The organism is Mycetocola miduiensis, assembly GCF_900115155.1.
In the GTDB taxonomy this organism is placed as follows: domain Bacteria; phylum Actinomycetota; class Actinomycetes; order Actinomycetales; family Microbacteriaceae; genus Mycetocola_A; species Mycetocola_A miduiensis.
Map to the genome: position 1 here is coordinate 445940 of NZ_FOVM01000001.1, position 21184 is coordinate 467123.

The following is a 21184-nucleotide window of genomic DNA, read 5'->3' on the forward strand; positions in this document are numbered from 1 at the left end:
GTTTCGCGGTCCCGTTCCATCTGGGCGACGTGCCGCGTGGGGGCGAAGACCTCGTCGATCACGCCGAGGGCGCCGCCGGTGCGCGTGCCGCTCGGACGTTTCCTCTTGCGCGCCTTCGGCGTGTAGTTCTCCGGAAGCTTCTCCTCCGGCGGGAACTCGTCGCTCACGGCACCCGATTCAGCCACGCGTCCGAGGCGAACTTGGAGTCTGCGAGGTCCTGGGCAGCGGTATATTCCGCGGGCGTTATATCTCCGGTTTCGGCCTTCGTGATGCTCACGAATGTTTCCTTCATCCGGTCGATGATCTCCGCACGGCTGAGCCCGGTCTGGCTGCGCAGCGGGTCGACGCGCTTTGCTGCCGACTTGGTGCCCTTGTCGCTGAGCTTCTCCCGGCCGATGCGCAACACCCGTGCCATGAGGTCGCCGTCCATGTCGTAGCTCATCGTCACGTGATGGAGCACGGCCCCGTTCCCGAGGCGCTTCTGGGCGGCGCCGCCGATCTTTCCGGCGGTGCTGGTGATGTCATTGAGGGGCTGGTATCGCGCGTCGATGCCGAGGGACTGCAGCGCGGTGAGCACCCAGTCATCGAGGTACGCGTAGCTGTCGGCGAAGGTCATTCCCTGCACGAGCTCGGCCGGCACGTAGAGCGAGTAGGTGATCACCTGGCCCCGCTTCATGAGCATGGCCCCGCCGCCGGAGATCCGGCGAACGACCTCGAAACCGTTCTCACGCGCCTGCTCCAGGTCGACCTCGTTCTTGAGCGACTGGAAACTGCCGATCACCACGGCGGATTCGTCCCACTCCCAGATCCGCAACGTCGGCCCGCGCCGGCCGGCGCCGACCTCCGCGGTGAGAACCTCGTCGAGCGCCAGGTGAAGCCGTGGAGGAACCGCCTCCGAGTGGATCAACTGCCAGTCGAAGTCCTTCCAGTCCGCCGCGCCTGCGAGCGAGCGGCGAATCGCGGTTCCGACCGCCTCAGGGCTGAAGCCGAGCAGCGTCGAACCGTCGGGGAGCCCACGGTGGATCGCCGACGCCAGCGACGCGGCATCCGTCTCTGCCGGAAGCCCGTCGACCGCCTGGTTGATCGCGTCGAGCGCGGAATCCGGCTCGAGAAAGAAGTCGCCGGCAAGCCGGAAGTTCGCTATTCGGCCGTCGACGACGTCGAGGTCGACGACAACCAGCTTTCCGCCTGGAACCTTGTACTCACCATGCATGCGTTCAGCCTAGTCTCGGCTGTCCCCGGCGGTGCCGGGCCGACCAGGAGCAGAATGGGTGCATGACGACCCTCTTCCTGGCCCGGCACGGCGAAACCGTATGGCACGCAGAACACCGATATGCAGGGATTGCAGACGTCGGACTCACCGAAACGGGTTATCGCCAGGCCGAGCTGCTTGCGCTGTGGTCCGCCGACGCCCGACTGGATGCCGTGTACTCGTCGACGCTGAGCCGCGCGATGCTGACGGCGGAGCCGAGCGCACGGGCCATCGGCGAAATCGTCGAAATCGTCGAAACCGACCCTGACCTGCGTGAAGTCGCCTTCGGCGTGGGTGAAGGTCGCACGCTCGACGAGCTGCGGCCCGAACATGCAGAGGCCTTGGACGCGTTCGTGGCCCGCCCGGCCGAAGCCGTCCTGCCAGGCGGCGAGCGCGGGCTCGACGGGATCACCCGCTACCTCCGGGCTTTCGATCGAATCGAAGCAGCCTTTCCTCATGGCCGGGTGCTCGTATCGTGCCACGGCACGGCGCTCCGGCTCACCCTCTGCGCCCTGCTCGGGATCGACCCCAATCGCTACCGCGAGGTGATGCCGGTGGTGCAGAACTGTTCTCTCACGACGATCGAATACACCGAGGGTCGTGCCCGGCTGTACGCGTTCAACGTTCCAGCCGACGCGGCGGCGCACCGGTACTGAGCCGACGGCATCCGCCCGCCACGAGCTCAGGCCTTCGCCGCGGTGTGCTTATCCAGCCACTCCACCAGGTCGTCGATGATCTCGTCACGGTTGATCTCGTTATAGATCTCATGGCGGCAGCCCGGGTAGATGCGCAGGGTCACGTCGCTGAGCTTCGCCCGCTTCACGTATGCGTTGCGAAGCAGCGTCAGGCCGCGGGTGCCGCCGAGCGGATCGTCCGACCCGCCCTGGATGAGCATCGGGATGTCGCGGGGCATCGTTCTCGGCGGACGCCCGAGGTACGTCAACGCCTGCACCGGCGTCCACGCCGGGGTCACCGCGATGTCGAAGTTCTGCTCGTCCGCGGTGAACGCCGCCCAGACTGCCTCGTCACGGCTGAGCCACTCCAGCCCGGTGGCCGTCGGCGACTTCCATTTCTTGTTGTAATTGCCGCTGCCGACCACGCCAAGGACGGAGAGTGATGACCCACTGAGCACAACGGCGTCGTAGATGCTCGTACGGTTGATGATCTTCTGCGCCATAAACGATCCCCAGCTGTGCGCGAGAAGCACGAATGGAGTATCGGGGTAGTCGGCTCGGAGTCGCTCACCGACCAGCTGCACCGACGCGAGCGCCGCCTTCGTCGGCTTCTCGCCGAGCTTGCCCATGCCGAGGTGGTTCAGGCCGGTCTGGCCGTGGCCGCGGTGATCATCGGCGACGACGGTGTATCCGGCGGCGGTGAGGTTCGCGGCGAGCGCCGCATAACGGCGGGCGTGCTCCCCGACGCCGTGGCTCAGGTGGATGACCGCCTTCGGGTTGTCCGCAGACCACACGTAGTAGTAGATCGTGACCCCGTCCGCGTCTGTGAGAGTCCGCGTTTCGGGCTGCGCGGCATCCGCACTTCTCTGATCGTCTTCGGCCATTTTCTCAGCGTAGTGAACCGGCGGCAACGGAGCACCCTCAGAAGGATAGTTAGCCCTGCTAACTAGATCTTTACCTTTGCTAACTAAACTGATAAACTTGGCTTTCGTGGCTAAAACAATCGCGGAACAGGCAGCAGACCTGCGCATGGGAACCTTTCGGCTCGCTCGACGACTTCGCAATGAACGCGCGAACGACGAACTGAGCGACGGGCAGTTCTCAGTGCTCGGCGGCCTGTACACCCACGGACCCCACACGCTGAGCGGCCTGGCCGAACGCGACCACGTCTCAGCGCCGTCGATGAACCGCACGGTGAATTGCCTTGAAGAAGAGGGCTACCTCACCCGCATCACCGACCCTCGAGACAAACGCCGCGTGACCATCGAACTGACGGATGCCGGCACGGCGGTCGTGAAGGAAACCGTCAAGAAGAGGGACGCCTGGCTTCACCACCAGCTGCGGGCCCTTGACCCCGCCGACCGAGAAACCCTGGCGAAAGCCGCAGACCTGATGAGGAGACTCGCCACCCAGTGAGTGCAATGTTCCGTTCTCTCTCGAGCCACAACTACCGGTTGTGGTTCATCGGCGCGCTCGTGTCGAACATCGGCGCGTGGATGCAGACGACCGCCCAGAGCTGGGTGGTGCTCACCGTCCTGACCGACAACGATGCCGTTGCCGTCGGCATCACCATGGCCCTGCAATTCGGGCCGCAACTGCTTCTCGTACCGTTCACCGGCCTCGTCGCCGACCGATTCGACCGGCGCACCATCCTGATGGTGACTCAGACGTCGCTCATGCTGCTCGGCATCGGCCTCGGCCTGCTACTCCTCCTCGGCCACGCCGAACTCTGGCACCTCTACGTCTTCGCACTCCTGCTCGGCATCGTCAATGCCTTCGACGGGCCTGCGCGACAGACCTTCGTCTCTGACCTCGTCGACGAGCACAACATGTCGAACGCCGTCGCGCTCAACTCCGCATCCTTCAACGCCGCCCGGATGATCGGACCAGCCCTCGCCGGCCTGCTCATCGTGATCATCGGCTCGGGCTGGGTGTTCATCGCCAACGCCGTCACCTTCCTCGCCGTGCTCTTCGCGCTGTCAAAGCTGCGCACGAGCCAGTTGCGGACGCACCCTCGCGCTCCGCGGCAGAGGGGCCAGTTTGCCGAGGGGTTCCGCTACGTGCGGTCGCGCCCCGATCTCCTCGTCATCTTCATCATCGTCTTCATCATGGGTGCGTTCGGCATGAACTTTCCGATCTTCGCGTCCACGATGGCGGTCGAGCTCGGTGGAGACGCCGGCAGCTACGGCCTGCTCTCATCGATTCTCGCGATCGGTTCACTCACCGGCGCCCTGCTCGCAGCCCGGCGTGACCGGGCCCGCATGCGCGTCATCATCGCGGCCGTCGGCTTGTTTGCCGTTGCCGCGTTCGTGGCATCCGTCATGCCGACGTTCTGGACCTTCGGCGCCGCGCTCATCTTCATCGGTTTCGCAACGGTCACCATGCTCACCACGGCCAACGCGTTCGTGCAGACGACGTCGGATCCGGCCGTGCGCGGGCGGGTGATGGCGCTCTACATGGCCGTGCTGATGGGTGGAACGCCGTTCGGCGCCCCTATCGTCGGCGGGATCGCCAACGCCTGGGGACCCCGCTGGGCGTTGGCTGCGGCCGGGTTCGCTGCACTTCTGGCCTGCGTGTTCGCGTTGACCTGGGCGGTTCTGGCCCGCAACCTGCGGTTGCAGCTTCACCCCGACTCCCGCTGGCGACTCGTTGTCACTCACGCCGGCAAGATGCTCCCCGTCTCAGCCCTCGTGCCCGAGGACTTCTCGGAGGAGATCGCGTTCACCTCGCCGATCTCGCTGCCTGCGCTCTCGGGACAGAAGCCGCGCACGCGGCCGGGCGATGTCGGTCGCTCGCGCGCGTCGAGCGGCCATGCGCGGGTGAAATAGAACCCGCGCTCAGCCGAATCACCCGCGCAAGTGGCTACGTGCCGCGCAGCGCAGGATGCCGGCGACGTGCTGGGCGCGAACGGCATCCTGATGGACGCCTTCTACACGGATGTCCGCAGTGACCTGGCAGCATGGCGCGAGTCCCGCGGTCTTCCGGCCGACCCGATGGCCGCGTATGCGGCATCCGGGTGCCAGCGGAGAATCGCCGAGGAGCGCGTCGGCGGGCAGCAGGCTGGCTGGGGCGCCCGACGACTGGAGCGCGGGGAAGCACTCGCGCGGGTGTTTCAGCCGTACGCGGGTGAAAAGTCGCCCGCGCAGGGCCGAAATACCCGCGCGATGCCCCAGTGAGAAGCGCCAGGGCGGCGTCGCGGCTTCCACTGATCGGCAAGGCGGATCACCAGGCCTTCACTGGTCGAGGCGAGATCATCAGGCCTTCCACTGATCGAAGGGAGTTCACCAGCCAAGGCTTTCGATAACCGGTGCGATGGCAGCGGCGAAGCCCGCCCGGTCGCGGCGAAGACGGGAACTCACGAGGTATCGCGTCGGTGTCACCGGCCACAGACCGGATGTCGCGAACGGCAAGACCTCGAGTTGCAGTCGAAATGGGAGTGCCCGAGTTCCCTTGCAGCGCTCCGTCGTGATCACTAATTCACTCATGGTCAGATCCGAGTCTCGAGCTTCGCCGAGTTCGGCCCGAGCACGAAGCCGCACGTCACGCTGGTAGGCAGCAACATCCAGCCAATGGTGAGTAAGAAAATCCTGCAGCTTCTGCCCCGGCGGAAGGCCTGGACCGCTGGTGCCGACGGGATTGCTGGATGCGCCCGAGCCGCCAAAGCCGCCGGAGCGGAACGACACCCCTTCATACGCAGCAACATCAGCCAGCCACCACCGATTCCATTCCGACGCGAGATCGTGGACGTGCCGCCGCGGAATCCCCTCGAGGGTCTCGATGTGGCCGAGTACAGGTAGGTTGCGTTCGTCGAATCGATGGAGCCCCAGGAGCTCCCGCACAATCAGCAGCGGGGCCAGTGTGCTGTCATCCTCCTCGTAAACTGCCCAGGAGTCGGCAGCTGCCCCGTCATACATTCGCGTTCACGGCGGGAGACCGTGCGCTCACGCCGACGATGAAAGGCATCCGTCACCCGACACGATCAAGGAACGCGAGGACCCGCTCAGTGAGCAGCGCCGCCGCAGCCTCGTCGTACGACGGCAAACTGCTGTCGGCAAACAGGTGCTGATCTCCCGGGTAGAGGTACAGTTCGCCATCGTCCGCCGACTCGACCAGCTCACGGGCAGCATCGATATCGCCCGAATCCACGAACTCCGGGTCACCGTCCATGCTGTGGATCTGCACCGGCACGGCTTTCGGCCAGGAGCTTCCGAACTCCGTGACGGGCACGCACCCATGCAAAAAGAGCGCCGCCCGCGACCCTTCCCGCGTCTGGGCGAGCAGCTGCGCCGGCATCACACCGAGCGAGAAGCCGCCGTATACCAGGTCGTTCGGCAACCCCTCAGCCGCCGCGCGACCTCGCTCCAGGACTGTGGCGAATCCCATCGACCGCACGTACGCCATGCCGTCGTCGAGTTCCTCGAAGGTGTGGCCGTCGTAGAGATCGGGCAGGTGGACCACGTGCCCGGCATCCGTCAACGTGTCGCCGAACGCCCTCACCCCGTCGGTCAGGCCCTGGGCGTGGTGGAACAGCAGGATCTCAGCCATCGTCGACCTTTCGAGTCGTGCCCGTTCGGGCTCACTCTGACCGATTATGGACTGCCTGACCGAAGGCCGGAAGGGGCACGGGATGCCGGCTAAGCGTTCGAGGAGACGAGCACGAGGCCACACCACCGAGGACCGCGATGGTGACCGCTGGGGGCGCCGTCCCATTTGCGGCGGTCCCAAGCACTACGGCGAGGACCATCACACAGCGCGATAGCATTTCAGGCGAAGCGAGGAGCAGCGAATGGCTACGACGTCGACCGTAGATGCGGAGTCGCGTCGGGAGCGCCTGCTCGAAATCCTCGACACCGACGGCATCATCCGTCTGGAAGCGGCCGCCGAGCGGCTCGGCGTCTCACCGATGACGGTGCGGCGCGACCTGGCCGACCTGGAAAACGATGGGCGACTTCGCCGGGTTCGGGGCGGCGCAGTGCCGTCGCTTCGCCCCCGGTCGTTCGTCGAGCGGATGTCGACGCGCGCAGAGGCGAAGCTCGTCATCGCCGAGAAGGCTGGCGCCCTCGTGCCGGCTTCGGGAGCCGCCGCGTTCGACGCATCCTCAACCGTCGGCACCCTGCTGTCCCGGCTGGACGGAGCATCCGATCTCTCGATCGCGACGAATTCCTTCGAGAACTTCCAGGCGGCGCGGCGGCTGCAGGGCGTGACAGCGCTCCTCGTCGGTGGCGAAGCGGAGGAGCGGACAGACAGCTTCGTCGGCTTGCTCGCGTGCCAGGCCGCGGGGTCGCTCCACTATTCGCGGTTCTTCACCTCGTGCGCGGCTGCCGATCCGGTTCGCGGAACAAGCGAAGTGACCCTCGCCGAGACGCAGGTGAAGCTGGCGTTCGTCGCGGCGGCGGACGAAACCGTGCTGCTCATCGACTCGACGAAACTCGGACAGCGCGCACTCGCGCGGGCGCTGGACTGGGACCGGATTTCGCTCATGGTGACGGAGCTTGACCCGGGAGACGAGCGCCTGGACGCCTACCGGGATCTCACCGAACTGCTCTGACCGCGTTCACAGCCACTCTTTGTCCCACCGGAGTTCTTGACGCAGACACCCCTCGGTGTTACTTTCTGTAATAGTGCACACAAACTAACAGAGAGAGGCGCTTCGTGACCGAGAAGACCGTGGCGGACTTGATCGCGCGCAGCAACAGGCTCGGAGCTGACCCGAAGAACACCAACTACGCCGGAGGGAACACCTCAGCCAAAGGTGTCGGAACGGATCCTGCCACCGGCGGCGACGTAGAGCTCCTCTGGGTGAAAGGCTCAGGTGGCGACCTCGGCACCCTCACTGAGTCGGGCCTCGCCGTGCTGCGGCTCGACCGGATGCGCGCCCTACAGAACGTGTACCCCGGCGTCGATCGCGAAGACGAGATGGTCGCCTCCTTCGATTACACCCTGCACGGTAAGGGTGGTGCCGCACCGTCGATCGACACCGCGATGCACGGCCTCGTCGACGCCGCGCACGTCGATCACCTTCACCCCGACTCGGGAATCGCGATCGCGACCGCCGCAGACGGTGAAGAGCTCACGAAAACAATCTTCGGCGACAAAGTCGTCTGGGTTCCGTGGCGTCGCCCCGGCTTCCAGCTCGGTCTGGACATCGCCGCCATCAAGCGCGCGAACCCGGATGCCATCGGCTGCATCCTCGGCGGGCACGGCATCACCGCGTGGGGCGACACCAGCGTCCAGAGCGAGAAGAACTCTCTCTGGATCATCGACACCGCCGCCGAGTACATCGCTGCACACTCGCGCCCCGAACCGTTCGGGCCTGCACTCGACGGCTACGGAGCCCTTGCCGAGGCGGAACGCCGGGCCAAGGCTGCCGCCCTCGCCCCGACCCTCCGCGGACTGGTTTCCACCGACAAGCCGCAGGTCGGCCACTTCACCGACGACCCTGCCGTGCTCGACTTCCTGGCCAGCGCCGAGCACCCGCGCCTCGCCGCCCTCGGCACGAGCTGCCCCGACCACTTCCTCCGCACCAAGGTGAAGCCGCTTCTCGTCGACCTGCCAGCATCCGCGTCGGTGGAAGAGACGATCGAGCGACTGCGGACCCTGCACGAGGAGTACCGCGCCGACTACATCGCCTACTACGAGCGCAACGCGACAGCCGGTTCCCCCGCAATGCGGGGCGCCGACCCCCTCATCGTGCTCGTGCCCGGTGTGGGCATGTTCAGTTACGGAGCGAACAAGCAGACCGCCCGCGTCGCCGGGGAGTTCTACTTCAACGCCATTTCCGTCATGCGCGGGGCCGAGGGACTGTCGACGTATGCGCCGATCGATGAAGTGGAGAAGTTCCGCATCGAGTACTGGGCGCTCGAAGAGGCCAAGCTGCAGCGCATGCCGAAGCCGAAACCGCTCGCCGCGCGCATCGCCCTCGTGACGGGCGCGGCATCCGGAATCGGCAAGGCCATCGCCACCCGGCTCGCCGCCGAGGGAGCGTGCGTCGTCATCGCCGACCTCTCGCTCGAGAAGGCGCAGGAGGCCGCGGCTGAGATCGGCAACACGGATATCGCGATCGGCGTCGCCGCGGATGTCTCCAGCGTGAAGGCGGTTCAGTTTGCGATCGACGCCGCCGTGCTCGCGTTCGGCGGTCTCGACCTCGTCGTGAACAACGCGGGGCTTTCGCTGTCGAAGTCGCTGCTCGAAACCTCCGAAGCCGACTGGGATTTGCAGCACGACGTCATGGCGAAGGGCTCGTTCCTCGTCTCGAAAGCCGCCGCTCGCGTGCTCATCGACCAGGAACTCGGCGGGGACATCATCTACATCTCGTCGAAGAACTCCGTCTTCGCCGGGCCGAACAACATCGCGTATTCGGCGACGAAAGCCGACCAGGCGCACCAGGTGCGGTTGCTCGCGGCCGAGCTCGGTGAATACGGCGTGAAGGTGAACGGCATCAACCCCGACGGCGTCGTGCGCGGCTCGGGTATTTTCGCCTCTGGGTGGGGTGCGAACCGCGCCAAAACCTACGGCATCGACGAGCAGGACCTCGGCAAGTTCTATGCCCAGCGCACGATTCTCAAGCGCGAGGTCGTGCCCGAGAACGTCGCCAACGCGGTGTTCGTGCTCTGCACGAGTGACCTCTCACACACGACCGGCCTGCACATCCCTGTCGACGCGGGCGTGGCGGCCGCGTTCCTGCGATGAGCGACCCGGGCGTAGTCGTCCGCTCCGGACTGGATCGCGCGGTACGCCGCGTGATCTGGTCCGCAACGGGTGAGTTCGTGCGCGGGTTTGCACTGTGAGTGCCGCGACCGGCGCCGTCGCAGCCGTTGACCTCGGTGCGCCAGGGTCGCGACGTCGTTCGAACCCGTGAGGTTCGAGCCGCGCCGCCGGAACTGGGTCGCCCAGAGCGGCGTCGCCCAGAGCGGCGTCGCCCAGAACAGAGTCGCCCAGAGCGGCGTCGCCCAGAACAGAGTCGCGGGGCCAGCGGGGGTGATTTAGGCTCCCGCCATGGACCAACGCATCAGTTTCATCACCCTCGCGGTGGCCGACGTCGGCGCGAGCCGCTCTTTCTTCATCGACGGTCTGGGCTGGCACGAGAGCCTCTTCGCGCCAGGCGAGGTGCTCATGATCAAGGTCGCCGACCGGGTGGTTCTGTCACTGTGGGACCGCACCGAGTTCGAAAAAGAGGTGGGACCGATCGGCGCCGGCCCCGCACCGATCACACTCGCACACAATGTCGACCGGCCCGCCCGCGTCGACGAAGTGCTCCGGGAGGCGGTTGCGGCAGGCGCAACGCTCCGCTCGCCCGGCACACGACGCGAGTGGGGCGGCTACAGCGGCTATTTCCTCGACCCGGACGGCTACGCGTGGGAGGTGGCGTTCAACCCGGGCGAGATTGGGCGGGACCTCCTTCCCGAGGGCGGCTCCTGACCTCGCGCCGCGACGCCGGTGCTCCGCGCCAGGTGCCGACGAGCGCAGCGACAGCGGCGATCGGTAGGCTCGAACCATGACTGCTCCGATCATCGTCAGTGTTCCAGGCAAGGCCCTCCGTAAAGCCGTCGGCGAGATCGACGGCGTCGAGTTCGTCCAGTGGGACATGGAGGGGCCACCCCCGGTGGCTGAGATCGACATCGCGGTCCAGCCATACATGGGCGGCACTGCGAAGCTCGTGAACCTCGAGGGCGCTTCGGTGCGACTCGTGCAGAGCCAGTCCATCGGATACGACGGAGTCGACGACGCGCTCCCCCAGGGGAAGGTCTTCGCCAACGCGTCGACCGTCCATGAAACCTCTACCGCCGAACTCACCCTCGCGCTCATCCTCGCTGCGCAGCGAGGCATCCCGGACTTCGTGCGCTCTGCCGGAGAGGGCCGCTGGGCACCCACCCGATACGAGAGCCTCGCCGACCGCACAGTGCTGCTGCTCGGCCACGGCGGTGTCGGCAAGGCGATCGAGGAACGACTGATTCCGTTCGAGACGAACATCGTCCGCGTCGCCAGCCGAGCGCGAACCGACGAGCGTGGCCCGATCCACGGTCTTGACGAGCTGCCGGCCCTGCTGCCTGAGGCGGACATCGTCGTTGTCGGCGTCCCACTCACCGAGAGCACGACCGGGTTGGTCGACGAACAGTTCCTCGCCGCCCTGCACGACGACGCCCTTGTGGTCAACATCGCGCGTGGCGCTGTCGCAGACACGGATGCCATCCTGCGGCACGCCCAGTCCGGCCGGCTGCGGTTCGCCCTCGACGTCACCGAGCCGGAACCGCTGCCCGACGGGCATCCGCTCTTCGCCCTTCCCAATGTGCTGATCAGCCCGCACGTCGGTGGCGCGTCGACAGCGATGATGCCGCGAATGGCCCGGCTGTTGCGAACGCAGATCGAGCGGATGCAGCAGGGCGACGAGCCGGTGAACGTGGTGCTCCGCACGTAACCCCGCAGCACCCCTGCTGCGCATAACTCCGCCAAAGCGCGGACCTCCGCCGCCCGCTGTCACCGACCACTGCGCATAACTCCGCCAAACGGGCGCCGTGTGCCGCCCGTACCGCCGGGAACCCGCGGCACACCGCTCCCGGCAGTCGCACCGCCGCCCGAAGAGGCGGAGTTGTGCACACCCTGTGCCAGCCGCCCAACGACGTGTATCGTATGGTCTGACCACAGCGAAGGAGGCGCAGCATGACGAACGAACCCCGCGCGTGGCAGGTCGTCCTCGAATCGATCGAGCGGGAGCTGCTCGACGGACGGTTGCGTCCCGGCGACCACCTCCCCGGCGAACGCGCCTTGTCGACCGAGCTCGGGGTCGGCCGCTCCAGCGTGCGCGAGGCGCTCCGAGTACTCGAGGTCCTCGGACTCATCCGCACCGCGACCGGCTCCGGACCCAACGCAGGCGCGATCATCGTCGCCCTGCCAGGCGGAGGCATGTCGGCCCTCATGCGCCTTCAGGTGGCTGCGACCGGATTCGCGGTGGCCGACATCGTGAAAACCCGCCTCGTTCTTGAAACAGCCGTCGCCGCCGACCTTGCCGAAGCATCCCCGCGCCCGCGGCTCACGGCATCCGCCGACCTGCTCGACGTGATGGAGTCGCGCACGTTCGGCGAGGCGGAGTTCCTCGCGCTCGACGCTCAATTCCACCTGACGCTCGCCGAAGCATCCGGCAACCAGGTCATCGCGGCCACGATGGCCGGGCTGCGGAGCTCGATCGAGAACTACGTAAGGCAGGGCGCCGCGAGCCTGCCGTCCTGGACCGACACCTCGACCCGTCTGATGCGCGAACACCGCGACATCCTCGCCGCCATCGAGTCCGGCGATGCGGCGAGCGCCCGCGCCACCGTCCACGCCCACATCTCCGGCTACTACGCCGAAACCCAGCTGCCTACCTCTCCCCAAGTGCCCGAGACACCGAGAAGGGTTGCGGATGTCGCTCTCCCAGGCGCGTGAGCGACCTTTTTCGGCATCTCGAGCCCGCCACCAGCACAGAAAGACACCTCATGGTCGACAGACGATTTCCCCGCGTGCACGACCTGGCCCCGCTTCTGCAGTTCAAGAAGCCGGAGTTTCATGCCCGCACCCGCCGCCTCGCCGCGGCGACGAGCATCGCCGAGCTGCGGACCATCGCCAAACGCGTCACCCCGAAGGCGCCGTTCGACTACACCGACGGCGCCGCCGAAGGCGAGATCTCGCTGACCCGTGCCCGCCAGGCGTTCCAGGACATCGAGTTCCACCCGTCCGTCCTGCGCAATGTGTCGCAGGTCGACACCACCCGGGATGTCCTGGGCAAGTCCAGCGCAATGCCATTCGGCATCGCCCCGACCGGCTTCACCCGCATGATGCAGACCGAGGGCGAGCGCGCGGGAGCGACCGCCGCCGAAGCGGCCGGCATCCCCTTCACCCTCTCGACGATGGGCACGACGTCGATCGAGGATGTCGCCGCGGCGGCTCCCGGCGGACGCAACTGGTTCCAGCTCTACATGTGGACCGACCGCGACCGTTCCCTCGCCCTCGTCGACCGCGCCCAGGCCGCTGGCTACGACACCCTCATGGTCACCGTCGACACCCCGGTCGCCGGCGCCCGCCTGCGCGACGTGAGAAACGGGTTCTCGATCCCGCCGGCCCTCACCCCGAAGACCGTGATCAACGCGCTGCCGCGGCCGGCCTGGTGGATCAACTTCCTCACCACCGAACCGCTCGCCTTCGCGAGCCTCGACCGCTGGTCTGGCACGGTCGCCGCCCTCATCGACACCATGTTCGACCCGACGGTCGGCCCCGACGAGGTGCGGTTCATCCGCGAGCAGTGGAAAGGCAAGCTCGTCGTGAAGGGCATCCAGTCCGTCGCCGACGCCCGCCTCGCCGTTGAGCTCGGCGCCGACGCGATCATCCTGTCGAACCACGGCGGTCGCCAGCTCGACCGTGCGCCGATTCCGTTCCACCTGTTGCCGGCCGTCGTGCGCGAAGTCGGGCAGGAGGTCGAAGTCCACCTCGACACCGGAATCATGAACGGCGCCGACATCGTGGCATCCGTCGCGCTCGGCGCACAGTTCACCCTGATCGGCCGCGCCTACCTGTACGGGCTGATGGCCGGCGGGCGGCAGGGCGTCGACCGCACGATCGAGATCCTGTCGGGCGAGATCCGCCGCACGATGAAGCTGCTCGGTGTCGCAAGCCTCGACGAGCTCGAACCCCGCCACGTCACCCAGTTGGCACGCCTCGTCCCCCTGGCGCAGCCCGCAGCGGATGCCGTGGCCGCCCAGCGGTAAGCAGCTGGATTTCGCCGCCCGGTTTATCCCCGCGACAGCCGCCGCGAGACCCGACCGGGCAGCGCACCGATGCCCCACAGGGTGACGCGAAGCATGGCTTCGAGCACGATCCCGCCGGTCATTTTCGACTCACCGTAACGCCGCTCGACGAAGGTGATCGGCACCTCAACGATTCTGAGCCCGGCCCGCTGGGCGTGGAACAGCAGGTCGACCTGGAACCCGTAACCCTGGCTGTGGACATCCTCCATCCGGATGCTCCGCAGCGCGTCCGCGGTCAGCACCCGGTATCCGCCGGTCACGTCGCGCTGCGGCAACCCGAGCACGATCCGGGCATAGGCGCTGCCGCCCCGCGACAGAACTTCGCGGTATGCCGGCCAGTTCTCGACGCCTCCGCCTGAGACCCAGCGCGACCCGAGTACGACGTCTGCACCGGCATCCGCCGCTGCGAGCAGGGCAGAAAGTTGCTCTGGCTGGTGCGACCCGTCGGCATCCATCTCGACGAGGCGCGTGTAGCCGCGCTCGAGCCCCCACCGAAACGCCGCAACGTACGCGCGCCCGAGGCCGGCCTTGCCGGAGCGGTGCAGAACGAACACGGCTGGGTCGGACGCCGCGAGGCCGTCGGCGATACCCCCGGTGCCGTCCGGCGAGTTGTCATCGACCACCAGCACGTCGACGTCGGGCGTTGCGGCACGCAGCCGCGCGACGACGGCAGCGAGGTTCTCGCGTTCGTTGTAGGTCGGGATGATGACGAGCGTTGTGGCCACGGCATCCTTCCCTCATATGGTGCCGTACGCGGCGCGCCCTGCGGCGCCCACGACCCCAGGCATTCGACATCCCAGACTACCGAACGCTGCTTCCGCTTCGTCCCGGCACCCTTCCCGGAGCGCTTGCCTCCCTTGACCGGCTCCGTCAGACGTGTCTAGTTTTTCGGAACAAGAACCGTGTTCCTCAGCTTCTCCGGGAGGACATCGCATGAGCGTCAAAACTCAGCGGGGAAAGCAGGACCCGCTCGCGATACGACCCGGCGAACCGGCCACCCGGCCCAGGCACCGGCACCGTTGGGGTCGCGTCCTGGGCGTCGTCGCGCTTGCCGTTCTGGCCCTGGTTCTGACCGGCGTGGTCACGAACGCCGTGCTGGAGCAGACCGAGCGGCGAACGGTCGCTGCTTACGGAGAACGAGTCGCTGTGACCGGCGGCGATGTGAATGTCTACCGGCACGGCGACAGCGGGCCGACGATCGTCATGCTCACCGGATACGGCACCGCCGCGCCGGCTCTCGATTTCGCCCCGCTCATTCGAGAGCTCGACGGTTACCAGGTCGTTGTGGTCGAAGGATTCGGCTATGGCTACAGCGACACGACCGCTCCCCCGCGCACGGTCGAAAACATCTCCTCCGAACTGCATGAGGCCCTGGCATCCGTCGACGTGGACCAGCCGTACGTCCTCCTCGGCCATTCGATCGCCGGGATCTACGACCTGTACTACGCGAATCAGTACAGCGACGAGGTGGCGGCCGTGATCGGCATCGACGCCTCAGTACCCGGGCAGATCAACGGACTCGCCGGGCAGGGTAACCCGTTGCCACGACTCGTCTCGGCAACGGGGCTGCTCCGCCTTGCCACCGCCCTTGCACCGTCACTGGCCGAACCGCAGAGCACCGCATATACGGCGAGGGAGCTGGAGCAGATCCGCATGCTGACGAACTGGAACTGGGCGAACCCTGCGATCCTCGACGAGGCGAATCAGGGAGAACGGAACTTGTCCGTTGTCGAGGACATGACGTATCCACACGACATCCCCGTCCTGTCCTTTATCAAGAAGGAGGGCAGCCAGGCAGGCTGGCGCGAGTTGCACGAGAAGCAGCTCGAGAACCAGGACCGGGGTGAACTCGTCGAGCTCGACGGCGGCCACTACCTGCACTGGACCCAGGCAGAGGAGCTTGCCCGGCGGATCGACCAATTCCTCAGCGACGCCGCACTGAACGGATGACGGCTACCGAACGCCGCTCATCAGCCTGAGCACTGGTCGGGCGGCGATCGCCAGGGCAACACCGAGAACGATCGCGATGCCGCCGAGCACTCCGAAGTAGAGGGTCTCTGGCACCGTCAGGTACCACTCGGCGAGCCGGCCGGAGACCGCTGTGCCGAGCGCCACCGAGAGGAAGAACAGCGCGACCATCTGGGTCGTGAAGGCTTCGGGCGCGAGCTTGGTCGACACAGACAGCCCCACTGGCGAGAGCAGGAGTTCCGCGATGGTGAAAACGAGAAGGATGCCGAGCATCGCCAGGAGCGGTGTCGAATGGGCTCCGCCTCCTGCGAAAGGGAGGAAGAGCAGGAAGCCGATCCCCATGATCGTCGTCCCCGCCGCGAACTTCAGTGGGGTCGAAGGCTGCTTCGCTCCCCACCTCGTCCACAGTGCGGCAAAGACGCCCGACAAGAGGATGATGAAGATCGGGTTGATCGACTGGACCCAGGGGACCGGCATCTCCCAGCCGAGCAGGTTGCGGTCGAGTCGCTCGTCGGAGTAAATCGTCACCACGGTGAACTGCTGCTGATACAGCGACCAGAAGGCCGCGCTCGCGATGAACAGCGGGATGAACGCGAATACGCGCCGGCGCTCGACGGTGGTGACCTGGCTACTCGACAGGATCACGACGAAGTAGGCGACCGCCGCAACGATGGTCACGCCGATCACGATGATGACAAGGTTGTCGGCGGTGATGACTCCGAAGGCCACAAGCACGACGATGACGACCACGACCAGCGCGCCGATCGCTCCGAACAGTGGCCAGCGGGATCGCGGGAGCGGATCGGGAACGCGCCTTGCGACATCCGGCAGCCGCTTGCGCCCGAACGAGTACTGGGTCAGTCCGATGGCCATACCAATCGCGGCGAGGGCGAAGCCGAAGTGGAACCCGAGCGACTGCTGCAGGAGTCCGGTGAGGATGGGGCCGAGGAACGCCCCGAGGTTGATGCCGAGATAGAAGATCGAGAAGCCGGCGTCGCGGCGGGGATCCTTCTCCGCGTAGAGCGTGCCGACGACGGAGGTGGCGTTGGCCTTGAGCCCGCCACTGCCCACCGCGACCAGAATGAGGCCGGTCGCGACGCCGGGCACGCCAGGGATGAGGGCGAGCGCGATGTGACCACACATGATCACGATCGCGCTGTAGAAGAGCACGCGTTCCGAGCCGAGGATGCGGTCGGCGACCCACGCCCCGACGATGGTGGAGAGGTAGACCGACCCGCCGTACGCCCCAACGATCCCGGCGGCTGTCGACTGGGGGATGCCGAGACCGCCTTCTGCGGCCGAGTAATACAGGTAGAGCAGTAAGATGCCCTGCATCCCGTAGAAGGAGAATCGCTCCCACATCTCCACACCGAAGATGCTGGCAAGCGAGCGGGGCTGCCCGAAGAAACTGTGGTCTTCGCGCGCCAATGACGGCTGTGTGGCCTGGCTCATGGGCACGACGGTACTCCGCCGGGCGGGGGTTCGGCTAGCGGGTACGGAGTTCCTGCAGCACCTCGGCGAACTGGTCGATCATCCAGTCCAGGTCGGACTCGTCGATGACGATCGGCGGGGCGAAACGGATGGTGGAGCCGTGGGTGTCTTTCGCCAGGACGCCTCGTTCCATCAGTCGCTCGCAGACCTCACGGCCGGTAGCGAGAGCAGGGTCGATGTCGACCCCGGCCCACAGGCCCGCGCCGTGCACGTCGAGGACGCCGCTGCCGACGAGGACGCCGAGCCGCTCGTGCATCCGGGCCCCGAGGACTCGCGCACGCTTCTGGTACTCGCCGCTCTCGAGCAGCCGCACCACCGCATGCCCGACAGCGGATGCCAGCGGGTTGCCGCCGAAGGTGGATCCGTGCTGGCCCGGCTGGAGCACTCCGAGGATGTCGTCGTTGCCGACAACCGCGGAGACAGGCACGATTCCCCCGCCGAGCGCTTTGCCGAGCAGATACAGGTCGGGCACGACGTCGACGAGGTCGCAGGCGAAGGTGGCGCCGGTGCGGCCGAGGCCGGACTGGATTTCGTCGGCGATCATCAGCACATTCTGGGCGGTGCAGAGCGCCCGGACCGCTGGCAGGTACTCAGCCGGTGGCACGAGAACCCCGGATTCGCCCTGGATCGGTTCGACCAGCACGGCGACCGTGTTTTCGTCGATGGCGGCGGCCAGGGCGTCGGTGTTCCCGTACGGAACCGTGCGAAAGCCCGGTGTGAAGGGCCCGAAGTCGGCGCGGGCGTCGTCATCGTCCGAGAAGCTGATGATCGTGGTCGTGCGACCGTGGAAGTTGCCGGCCATGACGATGATGTTTGCTGAGTCGCGAGCGACGCCCTTGACCCGGTAGCCCCAGGCGCGGGCGACCTTGATCGCCGACTCGACGGCTTCGGCGCCTGTGTTCATGGGGAGCACCATGTTCTTGCCGCACAGTTCGGCGAGGGCCTGGGCGAACGGGCCGAGCTGGTCGTTGTGGAACGCGCGGCTCGTGAGGGTGACCCTGTCGAGCTGTGCGCGTGCGGCGTCGAGGAGTACCGGGTTCGAGTGGCCGAAGTTGACGGCCGAGTATGCGGCGAGGCAGTCGAGGTAACGTTTGCCCGTCACGTCGGTGACCCAGGCGCCCTCAGCGGATGCGACGACGATCGGTAGCGGGTGGTAATTGTGGGCGACGACCGCCTCTTCGGCCGCGATGGCCCGCTCAGCCTCCTCGGACACACCGACCAGCTCTTCCGGCGTCGCATCCGTCTCCCGCACACTCATCGCCGAAGCTCCAACGTGCAGCACTTCACTCCGCCGCCACCGAGCAACAGCTCGGACAGGTCGACACCGATGGGGTTGTACCCGCGCTCACGCAACTGTCGCTCGAACCCCGTGGCGCGAGCCGCGATCACCACGTTGTAGCCGTCGGAGATCGAGTTGAGGCCGAGAATGGAGGCGTCTTCTTCGCTGACGATGATGGCATCCGGGTAGCGGTCCTCGAGGATCGCGAGGGACTTCGCATCGAAGGCACTCGGCAGATAGGCGATGTTCGCGTTCTCGTCGCCGGTCAGCGGGTCGAGTACGGCGACCGCCGTGTCGAGGTGGTAGAAGCTCGGGTTGACGAGGCTCAGCGTGACCACTTCGCGACCGAACAATGCGGCTACCTCGGAGTGGCTGCGTGACTCGCTGCGGAAGCCGGTGCCGGCGAGGATCGTGTTACCGACGAGGAGGAAGTCGCCCTCGCCCTCGTTGATGTTCTCAGGTACCCGCACATCGAAGTTCCGCTCCCGGAACCAGTCCATGTATGCGGGCCCTTCGGCCTGGCGTTCGGGGTAGGTGAAGCTCGCCCCGTAGGCGATGTTGTCGATGATAAACCCGCCGTTTGCGGAGTAGACCATGTCGGGCAGGCCGGGGATCGGGTCGACCAGCTCAACCGTGTGGCCGAGACGGAGATACGTGTCGTACAGCGTCTGCCACTGCGCGAGCGCGCGCGCGGTGTCGGTGGGCTTCGTCGGCTCCATCCACGGGTTGATCTTGTACGACACGGTGAAAAACTCCGGTCGGCACATGAGATAGGTGCGTGGGCTGGGCGTCCTGGTGGGTGAAGCCACCAGCGCCTCGGTGTCGATGTTCGTCATGCGCGTCTCCATATGAAGGGGAGCGGCGGACACTGTCCTCGAGTCCCTGCCGCGATCGAATCGCGGGGGCACGCCGTGCTCCCAGTCTCGCACGCACCCCAGCGGACGCGTCCGCCGTCAGGCGCAGAAATCCTGCGTTGATCCGGCCCCAAACGCACGAAAACTCATATACTGCGGCTATGGACAATCTGGACCGCGGGATCATCGACCTTCTGCGACAGAACGCGCGAGCGGGCTACGGCGACATCGGGCAAGAGATCGGGCTGAGCGCTTCGGCCATCAAACGCCGTGTCGACCGTCTGGTGGCTGACGGCGTCATCCGGGGCTTCACCATCAAGGTCGACCCCGCCGTCGATGGCCTGCACACGGAGGCGTATGTCGAACTGTTCTGCCGCGGAACGGTTGCCCCGGACGAACTGCTCAAAATCCTCTCTGCCGTGCCTGAGGTGGTCGATGCAGGCACAGTGACCGGCGGAGCCGACGCGATCGTGCACATGCGCTCCCGCGACATCCCGAGCCTTGAAGCCGCGCTGGAACGGGTTCGGAACGCGCCGAACGTCGATCACACGCGAAGCGCCATCGTGCTGTCCCGGCTCATCCACCGCACCTTGGACTGACCAACAGGCACAACAAAGCCACGCCCTGCGAAACCGGATGGTTTTACAGGGCGTGGCTTATCTATTGAGTTATGCCGGGGATTTCCCGAAGGGTGGTTGTTTAGAGGCGCTTCTTGCCCGAAAGCGACCGGACCAAGAAGAGGATGACCGCGAGGACCAGCAGAATGACTCCAACCCACAACAGGAACTGGAGCGACTGCACAAACCCACCGGTAACCAGAAGGATGATTGCAATGACTGCGATGACGATCAAAAGAGTGTTATTCATGTCTTGGACGCTATCAGCAGCGGACTTTCGGTGGTTTCAAAGCTGGGGGGCCTTGCAGTGGGACCTCTCAGGCTGGTATGAAGCGGTCGCATCCGCCCTCCCGTGATTCCGGCGGGACCTGACGAGTAGCGCTCCCGCTGCCTCCTGGCCTACTTTCGCAGGAACGCCAGCAGCGCCGCGTTCACGTCGTCGGCGTGGGTCCAGAGCAGGCCGTGCGGCGCACCCTCGATCTCGAGATAGTCGGCGTCGGGAAGAAGCTTCGAGAGCGGACGGCCGGTGGAGTCGATCGGAAGGATCCGATCCGCGGTGCCGTGCACGATCAGCGCCGGTACGTCGATTTTCGGGACGTCACCGCGGAAGTCGGTGTACCAGGTCGGCACGACGGCGGCGACGGCGAACCACGACGCCGATGTTGCCACGTTCCAGCTACCGCGCACGGCCGCTTCGCTCATGCGGGAGCCCTTGTTCTCGTCGAGGTTGTAGAAGTTGGGAAGGAATCCGTCGAACCACGCGAACCGGTCAGCGACAGTGTTCGCCGAGATCTCGTCGAACGCAGCCTTCGGGACGCCGTCCGGGTTGTCGTCCGCGTGCAGCAGGTATGGTCCGAGCGAGGCGAGGAAGGCAGCCTTCGCCACCCGCCGGGAACCATACGTACCGAGATACCGGGTCACTTCGCCGCTGCCCATGGAGAAGCCGACGAGCACGGCGTCACGCAGGTCGAGTGTTTCGAGCAGGGTGTTGAGGTCGGCGGCGAACGTGTCGGTGTCATAGCCGATGGTTGGCTTCGACGACTGCCCGAACCCCCGACGGTCATAGGTGATCACGCGGTATCCGGCATCCAGGAGCGCCCTCGACTGCTTCTCCCACGCGTTGCCGTCGAGCGGGTACCCGTGGATCAGCACGACCGGCTGCCCTGAGCCGTGGTCCTCGTAGTACAGGTCGATGCTGGTGGAGTTCTCCTGACCAACGGAGATGAATGTCATGAGAATCTTCCTTCTGTCTCGGTATGCGGTGCAAGCCGGATG

At 66.2% G+C, this 21184-nt stretch carries 21 protein-coding genes and 1 pseudogene; 12 read left to right on the forward strand and 10 right to left on the reverse strand.

The genetic code is table 11. From position 1 onward, the window contains the following. Nucleotides 1-163 precede the first annotated feature (163 nt). Nucleotides 164-1213, reverse strand: coding sequence for a lipoate-protein ligase LplAB (lplAB, locus tag BM197_RS02160; protein ID WP_090708382.1), 1050 nt, complete (start codon nt 1211-1213; stop codon nt 164-166). Nucleotides 1214-1275: 62 nt separating this feature from the next. Between lplAB and BM197_RS02165 the strand changes: the two genes are divergently transcribed. Beyond that, nucleotides 1276-1908: a histidine phosphatase family protein gene (locus BM197_RS02165; RefSeq protein ID WP_090708384.1), complete on the forward strand. Its 633-nt coding sequence runs from the start codon at nt 1276-1278 to the stop codon at nt 1906-1908. Between the two features lie 26 nt (nt 1909-1934). On the opposite strand, the gene BM197_RS02170 is transcribed toward BM197_RS02165, so the two are convergent. After that, on the reverse strand, nt 1935-2810 hold the full coding sequence (locus tag BM197_RS02170; RefSeq protein ID WP_177216684.1) for an alpha/beta hydrolase: 876 nt from the start codon (nt 2808-2810) through the stop codon (nt 1935-1937). A gap of 106 nt (nt 2811-2916) precedes the next feature. Between BM197_RS02170 and BM197_RS02175 the strand changes: the two genes are divergently transcribed. The 3 genes and pseudogenes from BM197_RS02175 to BM197_RS02185 form a co-directional block, all read left to right on the forward strand. Then, entirely contained in the window at nt 2917-3342 is a 426-nt protein-coding gene (locus BM197_RS02175) for a MarR family winged helix-turn-helix transcriptional regulator (RefSeq protein WP_245762341.1), read from the forward strand. A gap of 5 nt (nt 3343-3347) precedes the next feature. Further along, nucleotides 3348-4754, forward strand: a complete 1407-nt coding sequence (locus BM197_RS02180) for an MFS transporter (RefSeq protein ID WP_090708390.1) — start codon at nt 3348-3350, stop codon at nt 4752-4754. A 45-nt stretch (nt 4755-4799) separates the two neighbouring features. After that, nucleotides 4800-5000: pseudogene (locus BM197_RS02185) on the forward strand (L-rhamnose isomerase); the annotation flags it as partial. Nucleotides 5001-5207: 207 nt separating this feature from the next. On the opposite strand, the gene BM197_RS02190 reads toward BM197_RS02185, so the two are convergent. Both BM197_RS02190 and BM197_RS02195 read right to left on the reverse strand, forming a co-directional pair. Then, complete coding sequence (locus BM197_RS02190; protein ID WP_090708392.1) at nt 5208-5840, reverse strand: hypothetical protein; 633 nt, start codon at nt 5838-5840, stop codon at nt 5208-5210. 52 nt (nt 5841-5892) lie between these two features. After that, nucleotides 5893-6471, reverse strand: coding sequence for a dienelactone hydrolase family protein (locus tag BM197_RS02195; RefSeq protein ID WP_090708394.1), 579 nt, complete (start codon nt 6469-6471; stop codon nt 5893-5895). Nucleotides 6472-6712: 241 nt separating this feature from the next. On the opposite strand from BM197_RS02195, the gene BM197_RS02200 reads away from it, so the two are divergent. The 6 genes from BM197_RS02200 to BM197_RS02225 all read left to right on the forward strand — a co-directional run bounded on the left by BM197_RS02200 (nt 6713) and on the right by BM197_RS02225 (nt 13661). Then, entirely contained in the window at nt 6713-7474 is a 762-nt protein-coding gene (locus tag BM197_RS02200; RefSeq protein WP_090708396.1) for a DeoR/GlpR family DNA-binding transcription regulator, read from the forward strand. 104 nt (nt 7475-7578) lie between these two features. Then, nucleotides 7579-9615: a bifunctional aldolase/short-chain dehydrogenase gene (locus BM197_RS02205; protein WP_090708398.1), complete on the forward strand. Its 2037-nt coding sequence runs from the start codon at nt 7579-7581 to the stop codon at nt 9613-9615. 306 nt (nt 9616-9921) lie between these two features. Beyond that, nucleotides 9922-10344, forward strand: a complete 423-nt coding sequence (locus tag BM197_RS02210; RefSeq protein WP_090708400.1) for a VOC family protein — start codon at nt 9922-9924, stop codon at nt 10342-10344. Between the two features lie 76 nt (nt 10345-10420). Then, the gene (locus tag BM197_RS02215) at nt 10421-11341 is read left to right on the forward strand and encodes a 2-hydroxyacid dehydrogenase (RefSeq protein ID WP_090708402.1); all 921 of its coding nucleotides are present in this window, start codon (nt 10421-10423) and stop codon (nt 11339-11341) included. A gap of 242 nt (nt 11342-11583) precedes the next feature. Further along, nucleotides 11584-12345, forward strand: a complete 762-nt coding sequence (locus tag BM197_RS02220) for a FadR/GntR family transcriptional regulator (RefSeq protein WP_090708404.1) — start codon at nt 11584-11586, stop codon at nt 12343-12345. A gap of 50 nt (nt 12346-12395) precedes the next feature. Then, nucleotides 12396-13661, forward strand: coding sequence for an alpha-hydroxy acid oxidase (locus tag BM197_RS02225; protein WP_090708406.1), 1266 nt, complete (start codon nt 12396-12398; stop codon nt 13659-13661). Between the two features lie 23 nt (nt 13662-13684). Here BM197_RS02225 and BM197_RS02230 read toward each other — a convergent pair whose 3' ends face one another. After that, nucleotides 13685-14425: a polyprenol monophosphomannose synthase gene (locus tag BM197_RS02230; protein WP_090708408.1), complete on the reverse strand. Its 741-nt coding sequence runs from the start codon at nt 14423-14425 to the stop codon at nt 13685-13687. Nucleotides 14426-14633: 208 nt separating this feature from the next. Between BM197_RS02230 and BM197_RS02235 the strand changes: the two genes are divergently transcribed. Continuing rightward, on the forward strand, nt 14634-15650 hold the full coding sequence (locus tag BM197_RS02235) for an alpha/beta fold hydrolase (RefSeq protein WP_090708410.1): 1017 nt from the start codon (nt 14634-14636) through the stop codon (nt 15648-15650). Between the two features lie 3 nt (nt 15651-15653). Here the strand turns inward: BM197_RS02235 and BM197_RS02240 are convergent, their stop codons facing one another. Genes BM197_RS02240 through ddaH form a run of 3 tightly spaced genes read right to left on the reverse strand, consistent with a single transcriptional unit; the run spans nt 15654 to nt 19274 of the window. Next, nucleotides 15654-17120: a peptide MFS transporter gene (locus BM197_RS02240; protein ID WP_090708412.1), complete on the reverse strand. Its 1467-nt coding sequence runs from the start codon at nt 17118-17120 to the stop codon at nt 15654-15656. Between the two features lie 34 nt (nt 17121-17154). Beyond that, nucleotides 17155-18417, reverse strand: a complete 1263-nt coding sequence (gene rocD / locus BM197_RS02245) for an ornithine--oxo-acid transaminase (protein ID WP_090708413.1) — start codon at nt 18415-18417, stop codon at nt 17155-17157. Then, entirely contained in the window at nt 18414-19274 is an 861-nt protein-coding gene (gene ddaH, locus BM197_RS02250; protein ID WP_090708415.1) for a dimethylargininase, read from the reverse strand. Before ddaH ends, rocD begins: the two co-directional genes overlap by 4 nt. 179 nt (nt 19275-19453) lie before the next feature. On the opposite strand from ddaH, the gene BM197_RS02255 reads away from it, so the two are divergent. Beyond that, nucleotides 19454-19891: an Lrp/AsnC family transcriptional regulator gene (locus BM197_RS02255; protein WP_090708417.1), complete on the forward strand. Its 438-nt coding sequence runs from the start codon at nt 19454-19456 to the stop codon at nt 19889-19891. A gap of 100 nt (nt 19892-19991) precedes the next feature. On the opposite strand, the gene BM197_RS16185 is transcribed toward BM197_RS02255, so the two are convergent. Both BM197_RS16185 and BM197_RS02260 read right to left on the reverse strand, forming a co-directional pair. Then, the gene (locus BM197_RS16185; protein WP_177216685.1) at nt 19992-20159 is read right to left on the reverse strand and encodes a hypothetical protein; all 168 of its coding nucleotides are present in this window, start codon (nt 20157-20159) and stop codon (nt 19992-19994) included. A gap of 149 nt (nt 20160-20308) precedes the next feature. Next, nucleotides 20309-21142 carry an alpha/beta fold hydrolase gene (locus tag BM197_RS02260; RefSeq protein ID WP_090708419.1) on the reverse strand — a complete coding sequence of 278 codons (834 nt, stop codon included), beginning with the start codon at nt 21140-21142 and terminating at the stop codon, nt 20309-20311. Between the last annotated feature and the right edge of the window lie 42 nt (nt 21143-21184).

Coding starts and splice junctions, on each gene's coding strand:
- lplAB (WP_090708382.1), bottom strand. CDS start 1,213: ATGCATGGTGAGTACAAGGTTCCAGGCGGAAAGCTGGTTGTCGTCGAC.
- BM197_RS02165 (WP_090708384.1), top strand. CDS start 1,276: ATGACGACCCTCTTCCTGGCCCGGCACGGCGAAACCGTATGGCACGCA.
- BM197_RS02170 (WP_177216684.1), bottom strand. CDS start 2,810: ATGGCCGAAGACGATCAGAGAAGTGCGGATGCCGCGCAGCCCGAAACG.
- BM197_RS02180 (WP_090708390.1), top strand. CDS start 3,348: ATGTTCCGTTCTCTCTCGAGCCACAACTACCGGTTGTGGTTCATCGGC.
- BM197_RS02190 (WP_090708392.1), bottom strand. CDS start 5,840: ATGTATGACGGGGCAGCTGCCGACTCCTGGGCAGTTTACGAGGAGGAT.
- BM197_RS02195 (WP_090708394.1), bottom strand. CDS start 6,471: ATGGCTGAGATCCTGCTGTTCCACCACGCCCAGGGCCTGACCGACGGG.
- BM197_RS02200 (WP_090708396.1), top strand. CDS start 6,713: ATGGCTACGACGTCGACCGTAGATGCGGAGTCGCGTCGGGAGCGCCTG.
- BM197_RS02210 (WP_090708400.1), top strand. CDS start 9,922: ATGGACCAACGCATCAGTTTCATCACCCTCGCGGTGGCCGACGTCGGC.
- BM197_RS02215 (WP_090708402.1), top strand. CDS start 10,421: ATGACTGCTCCGATCATCGTCAGTGTTCCAGGCAAGGCCCTCCGTAAA.
- BM197_RS02220 (WP_090708404.1), top strand. CDS start 11,584: ATGACGAACGAACCCCGCGCGTGGCAGGTCGTCCTCGAATCGATCGAG.
- BM197_RS02225 (WP_090708406.1), top strand. CDS start 12,396: ATGGTCGACAGACGATTTCCCCGCGTGCACGACCTGGCCCCGCTTCTG.
- BM197_RS02235 (WP_090708410.1), top strand. CDS start 14,634: ATGAGCGTCAAAACTCAGCGGGGAAAGCAGGACCCGCTCGCGATACGA.
- BM197_RS02240 (WP_090708412.1), bottom strand. CDS start 17,120: ATGAGCCAGGCCACACAGCCGTCATTGGCGCGCGAAGACCACAGTTTC.
- rocD (WP_090708413.1), bottom strand. CDS start 18,417: ATGAGTGTGCGGGAGACGGATGCGACGCCGGAAGAGCTGGTCGGTGTG.
- ddaH (WP_090708415.1), bottom strand. CDS start 19,274: ATGACGAACATCGACACCGAGGCGCTGGTGGCTTCACCCACCAGGACG.
- BM197_RS02255 (WP_090708417.1), top strand. CDS start 19,454: ATGGACAATCTGGACCGCGGGATCATCGACCTTCTGCGACAGAACGCG.
- BM197_RS16185 (WP_177216685.1), bottom strand. CDS start 20,159: ATGAATAACACTCTTTTGATCGTCATCGCAGTCATTGCAATCATCCTT.
- BM197_RS02260 (WP_090708419.1), bottom strand. CDS start 21,142: ATGACATTCATCTCCGTTGGTCAGGAGAACTCCACCAGCATCGACCTG.